The organism is Candidatus Rokuibacteriota bacterium (assembly GCA_016209385.1).
Taxonomy (GTDB): domain Bacteria; phylum Methylomirabilota; class Methylomirabilia; order Rokubacteriales; family CSP1-6; genus JACQWB01.
In genome coordinates this window covers 1-5,599 of the sequence record JACQWB010000105.1, presented here as the reverse complement: position 1 = coordinate 5,599, position 5,599 = coordinate 1, and the positions used below count along the sequence as shown (strand labels likewise).

Annotated in this window: 7 protein-coding genes; 2 read left to right on the top strand and 5 right to left on the bottom strand. The window is 67.9% G+C overall.

All coding sequences use genetic code 11. The annotated features are described in order from the left end of the window. The 5 genes from HY726_07160 to HY726_07140 all read right to left on the bottom strand — a co-directional run. A partial coding sequence (locus HY726_07160; protein ID MBI4608767.1) for a twin-arginine translocation signal domain-containing protein occupies positions 1-333 on the bottom strand: 333 nt, incomplete at its 3' end. A 236-nt stretch (positions 334-569) separates the two neighbouring features. Beyond that, positions 570-1,334, bottom strand: a complete 765-nt coding sequence (locus tag HY726_07155; protein MBI4608766.1) for a histidinol phosphate phosphatase — start codon at positions 1,332-1,334, stop codon at positions 570-572. Further along, on the bottom strand, positions 1,321-1,809 hold the full coding sequence (locus tag HY726_07150) for a hypothetical protein (GenBank protein MBI4608765.1): 489 nt from the start codon (positions 1,807-1,809) through the stop codon (positions 1,321-1,323). Before HY726_07150 ends, HY726_07155 begins: the two co-directional genes overlap by 14 nt. A 318-nt stretch (positions 1,810-2,127) precedes the next feature. Then, positions 2,128-3,321: an acyl-CoA dehydrogenase family protein gene (locus HY726_07145; GenBank protein ID MBI4608764.1), complete on the bottom strand. Its 1,194-nt coding sequence runs from the start codon at positions 3,319-3,321 to the stop codon at positions 2,128-2,130. A 15-nt stretch (positions 3,322-3,336) separates the two neighbouring features. Then, a complete protein-coding gene (locus HY726_07140) occupies positions 3,337-3,726 on the bottom strand; it encodes a carboxymuconolactone decarboxylase family protein (protein MBI4608763.1) in 390 nt (129 codons plus the stop codon). A gap of 197 nt (positions 3,727-3,923) precedes the next feature. Here HY726_07140 and HY726_07135 point away from each other — a divergent pair, with 197 nt between their 5' ends. Both HY726_07135 and HY726_07130 read left to right on the top strand, forming a co-directional pair. Further along, on the top strand, positions 3,924-4,316 hold the full coding sequence (locus HY726_07135) for a RidA family protein (GenBank protein MBI4608762.1): 393 nt from the start codon (positions 3,924-3,926) through the stop codon (positions 4,314-4,316). Continuing rightward, positions 4,316-5,599 (top strand): phosphomannomutase/phosphoglucomutase (locus tag HY726_07130; protein MBI4608761.1); only part of this gene is annotated, 1,284 nt, incomplete at its 3' end. The genes HY726_07135 and HY726_07130, both read left to right, overlap by 1 nt.

Here is a 5,599-nt window from a genome sequence, read left to right as displayed (position 1 = left end):
GTCGGACACGTCCACGAGTTGGGGCTCGTAGAGCCAGGGGAAGTGCATGCGCATCTCGACTAGGTCGTGCCCGGCCTGGCTCTGGACCTCGGACGCGTACTTCGCCGCCTGCTGGGCGTGGGCGATGCCGTCGATGCGGATCTTGATGCCGGTGTCCTTGGTGAAGCGCTGGCCGATCTCGTCCAGCTTCTTGTCCGAGCCGGGCGAGAAGTTGTTCCAGCGGAGGTAGGTGATCTCGCGCTGCTGGCCGCGGGCGGGCGGGACGCCGGTGGCGAGGATCCCCGCGAGGCCGGCGGTGGTGGTCAGGAAGCGGCGGCGACTGATGGGTTCCATGGGTTCCTCCTCTCCGTCAGGGCTGATGTCCGGCCAATACACGAAGGCCCCCGCCCGCCACGCACGTGACCAACGAAGGCATCCATGAGGCGTTGCGCGACCCACTCCTGGGGCATTAGACCTCCCGGAGGCCGCTACTCGATCGCGCCGGATTCTACGTCACGGGCCGCGAGGCTGTCAAGCGGGGTGGCGCACCGGGCTGGCGCACCGCGGCCCCCGGCGACGCTGGCGCGTGCCTAGCTCCCGTTCAGAAGCGCGAGGGCCCGGGCGTGGAGCTTCCCGTTGGTCGCGAGCGCAGTCCCTGAGTAGATGGTGGGCTGCCCCGTGAAATCGGTGAAGCGCCCCCCGGCCTCCTCGATCAGGAGCTTCATGGGGGCCAGGTCCCACGGTTTGAGGTCTGCCTCCACCACGAGCTCCGCTTTCCCCTCGGCCACGAGCACGTAGTCCAGGTAATCGCCGAAGCCGCGCTGGCGTTCGGTGGCGTCGACGAGCCGGATAAACCCCTCCCACTGCCGCTCGCGACGGAGCACCTTGAGGCTCGCATGGACGAGGAGCGCGCGCTCCAGCGTCCCGACGTGGGAGACCCGCATCTGCTCGCCGTTGGCAAAAGCGCCCTGCCCTTTTCGCGCGGTGTACAGTTCGCCGCTGACCGGGTTCAGGGCCACACCGGTGGTGATCTCGCCCCGCTCTTCCAGGGCGATCAGGACCGCCCAGTGCGGGATGCGCCGGACGAAGTTCCGAGTCCCGTCGATGGGATCGATGATCCAGCGAACTTCCGGGTTGCCCTGGGCCCCGAACTCCTCGCCGAGGAAGCCGTGCTCAGGGAAGGCCGAGCTGAGGGCGCGGATGATGATCTGCTCGGCCTCGCGATCCGCCTGCGTGACCGGGCTCTGGTCGGGCTTGACGACGACGTCGAAGCCGCCCCGGTAGTACTTGAGGGCGATCTCCCCGGCCGCCCGCGCCGCCTCGATGGCCGCCTCGAGAACCTTATCCAAATCCAACGGTTCCTCCCCGCAGGATGTACGCGAGCTCGTCGTAGGCGCCAATCCTCCAGGCCCAGTCCGTCATGTACCGCTCGTCCAGTTTGTCGCGTTGTCTGGCGAGCACCGAAATCGCGTCCTCGAAGTCGCGGGGGCGCCCGGCCTTCAGCTTCATCAGGATCAGGTCTTCGGGCGATGCAAACCACACGTTCCGGCCGCCGATCTCCAGCGCCCGGCTTCGGCGGAGCGCTTCCTCCTGATGCTGGTCCATCGGCCGGACAATATCGATAAGGAAATCCCCGCTCTTTAGGCGGATCTGCTGGCCTCGCTGGAGCGGGTGCCACTCGAGCCACTGCTGATCAATCAAAAACCCGAGATGTTCCGCGTCCCGGCCGAGAATGTCGAGCCCATCGGGGTCAGTTAGAACGGTGAAGTCGATATCGGCCGTCGCCCGAGGTTGGCCCCACATCGCTACTGCCATGGCGCCGATCACCATATACTGAACTCGCCGTGCTTCCAGTAGGTCGACGAATCCAAGCAGGATCTGGCGGAGCTGGTCAGGGCTGGCCGGGAACGGCTCAGGCGGCACGGGCGCGCATGCGGGCTGTAGCCCGTTCGTACATGAACAACAATTCGCTTACGGAGCACCCGTCTTCTTCGGCTTGGCGCCGCAGGCTGCTGAGCGCGAAAACCATCAGCTCGCTCGCAAGCCGAAACCTGTGCTCCGGCGTCATCTCGGGTTCCGGGGCCTGCGCATACTCCTCCCTGACGAGGTCGAGCCTGCGGAGCCAGAAGGGAGGGGCCCAGGCCATGGCTAGCCCTTGGGCAGACCGAGCATCCGCTCACCGACGATGTTCTTCTGGATCTCGGTCGTGCCGCCGGCGATCCCGAATCGGAGCGCGAAGAGCGCCTGAAACGCCCAGCGGCCGCCCTCCGGCGCCCGGTCGGTTCCCTTCCAGAGCTGGTGGTACGGCCCCACGATGCGGGTCGCCGCCTCGGCCAGCTTCCGGTAGGTGTCGGTCAGCGCCAGCTTGAGCACGGATCCCTCCGGCCCTGGGGGCTCGCCTCGGAGTTGCCGGGTCAGGTAGCGCAACCCGGTGAGGCGGAGAAGCCGTCCCTCGAGGTAGATCTGAGCGAGCTCCTGGCGGAGGACGGGATCGGCGGCAGCGCCGCCGTCGCGCGGCTGGCGCCGGGCCAGGGCCAGCAGGCGCTGGATGTAGTGGTGGAGGATCACGGTACTCCCGACGGCCATCCGCTCGTACATGAGGATCGTGATGGCCACCTTCCACCCCGCGTTCTTCGCCCCGACGAGGTTCGTCTTCGGCACACGCACCTGGTCCAAGAACACCTCGTTGAACTCGGCGTCGCCGGTGATCTGGACCAGCGGCCGGATGGTGATGCCCGGGCTCTGCATGTCCACGCGGAAGCAGGAGATCCCCCTATGCCTCGGGGCTGCGAGATCGGTGAGCGCGAGCAGGATGCAGGCGTGGGAGCGGTGGGCGTTTGAAGTCCAGACCTTCTGGCCTGAGATGACAAAGCTATCGCCATCCTCGATGGCCCGGGTAGACAGGTTGGCCAGGTCGCTCCCGGCGCCGGGCTCCGAGAACCCCTGGCACCAGATCTCGTCGGCGGACAGGATCGCGCGGAGCCAGCTCTGCCGCTGCGTCTCCGTCCCGTGGCGGATGACCGCGGGGCCCACCATCGCCAGGCCGATGGTGTTGACCCCGGGCGGGGCCCCGGCTGCGATCAGCTCCTCGGTGAAGATCATCTGCTCGATCAGGCTGGCACCCCGCCCCCCGTACTCCTTCGGCCAGTGGATGCCGACCCAGCCACCCGCGTGCATCCGTTTGTGCCAGGCCAGGCTGGAGTCGAAGGACCTGTCCGGATGGAGCGTCAGCTCATCGTCCGAGGGCGGAAACACCCGCCTGTGCTCGGCCAGGTTCGCCGCGAGCCACTCGCGGAGCTCCCGGCGGAACCCTTCCTCACGCTCGCCGTACGAGAAATCCATGGCCCTGCCCCGCGCCTACACCGTCCACTCGCCGCGTTCCTCGAACACCCGCTTGGCAACCTTCAGCCCCTCGACCATCACCGGCGCGCCTCCGTAGACCAGCATCTGGAAGATCACCTCGGCGATCTCTTCCCGTGTGGCGCCGACGTTGCGGGCGGCGTGGATGTGGGCGCGCAGCTCGCTCTCGCGGTTGAGGACCGTCAGCGCCGCGACCGCGCACAGCTCGCGCTGCTTCTGGGAGAGCACCTCCCGGCTGTAGAGCCGGCCCGTGAAGAAGATCGAGATCTCCTTGGCCAGCTCCTTGTCGAACTGTCGCCACAGGGGGTAGCCGCGCGACTCAGCGTCCAGGGTGTGGAACAGCATCTCCGCGGTCCTTCGCGTCTTCTCTTTCAGATCGTCGCTCATCGCCGTCTCCCTGACCCCACGCGTCGCCCCCGGCTACCAGACCGGCGCCGGCACGCTGCGCTTGGATTCGGGGTTGACTCCGCATCGCTCGCGCCCTAGCGTAGGGGTGCTCGCTCCACCATACTCCATCGGCGCGGAGCCCGGCAACCTCGATGAGTGGAACCCGGAGCGTTCCGAGCCTGAAAGGAGCCCGATCTATGGCCACGATCGAGAAGTACTGCGCGACGTCGGTGTACGACCCGCCCGCGTACAGCCAGGGGCTCAAGGTCACCGGGGCCCAGACGATCCTCTTTCTCTCGGGCCAGGTGGCCTACGACAAGGACGGCCGCGTCGCGCACAAGGGCGACTTCCAGGGCCAGGCCCGCGTCGTGCTCGAGGCGATCAAGGCCATGGTCGAGGCGGGCGGCGGGACGCTGGCCAACGTGGTGAAGCTCAACACCTACCTGACCGACATCCGGTACCGGGCCGACCTCGCGCCCATCCGCGAGGAGTTCTTCGGGAAGAAGTTGCCGGCCTCCACGCTCGTTCAGGTCGGTGCCCTGGCGCACCCCGACTGGCTGCTGGAGATCGAGGCGATCGCGGTGCTCTGATGGCGGGGGCGCTAAATCCGCACATATTCAGGGCGTACGACGTCCGCGGCAAAGTCGGTGAGGACCTCACGCCGGAGATCTTCCGTCAGCTCGGCCTCGCCTACGGGAGCCTGATCCGGCGGAAGGGCGGATGCACGATCGCCCTCGGCCAGGACAACCGCGTCGCCTCGGCTGAGCTGAAGGCGGCGTTCGCCGAGGGAGTCCTGGGGACCGGGGTCTCCATCGCGGACATCGGCCTCGCCCCCACGCCCGTCCTCTACTTCGCCACCGCGCACTGGAAGCTGGACGGCGGGGCCAACATCACCGGCAGCCACAACCCGATCGAGTACAACGGCGTCAAGATGGTCCACGCCGGCGCGGTCCCCCTGGCGGAGGACGAGATCCAGGGGCTCCGCACCGCCATCGAGGGCGGGCGGTTCGAGAGCGGGTCGGGCTCGCTCGCGTCCAGGGACCCGCGGGAGGAGTACGTCGCCGTCATCCGGCGTCGCGTGAAGCTCGAGCGCCGCATGAAGGTGGTCGTCGACTGCGGGAACGGCGTCGCCGGCCTCTACGCCCCCGAGCTTCTGCGCCGCCTCGGCTGCGAGGTGGTCGAGCTCTACTGCGAGCTGGACGGCCGCTTTCCCAACCACTTGCCCGATCCGGAGATGGAGGAAAACACCCGGGACCTCCAGGCGCGCGTGCTGGCGGAGCGGGCGGATGTCGGGCTCGCCTACGACGGCGACGCGGACCGGATGGGGCTGGTGGACGAGAAGGGCCGGCGCCACGAGGCGGATCTGATCCTGATCCTCCTCGCCCGGGACCTGCTGGCGCGCCACCCGGGCGCCAAGATCCTCTTCGACGTCAAGTCCTCCCAGCGCCTGGTGGAGGACATCCGCGCCCACGGCGGCGTGCCGGTCATGTACAAGACCGGCCACTCGCTCCTCAAGCGGAAGATGCGGGAGGAAGGGATCCTGCTGGGGGGCGAGGTGAGCGGGCACATGTTCTTCGCCGAGGACTACTACGGGGTGGACGACGGGATCCTGGCCTCGGCCAAGGTGCTCGAGGTCCTCGCGCACCTGCCGGGGCCTGTCTCCGCGCACTTCGACGCGCTTCCGCACCTCCACGCGACCCCCGAGCTCAAAGCCCCCTGCCCCGACGACAAGAAGTTCCGGGTGGTAGACGAGCTGGTGAGCGAGTTCAAGGGGAAATACGAAACGATTGACATCGACGGGGCGCGGATCGTCTTCCCGGGCGGCTGGGGGCTCGTCCGCGCCTCCAACACCAACCCGTACCTGACCCTCCGC

Excerpts from the sequence above, each read along its gene's own strand:
- HY726_07145 (MBI4608764.1), bottom strand. The coding sequence starts at position 3,321 with ATGGATTTCTCGTACGGCGAGCGTGAGGAAGGGTTCCGCCGGGAGCTC.
- HY726_07140 (MBI4608763.1), bottom strand. The coding sequence starts at position 3,726 with ATGAGCGACGATCTGAAAGAGAAGACGCGAAGGACCGCGGAGATGCTG.
- HY726_07150 (MBI4608765.1), bottom strand. The coding sequence starts at position 1,809 with ATGGTGATCGGCGCCATGGCAGTAGCGATGTGGGGCCAACCTCGGGCG.
- HY726_07135 (MBI4608762.1), top strand. The coding sequence starts at position 3,924 with ATGGCCACGATCGAGAAGTACTGCGCGACGTCGGTGTACGACCCGCCC.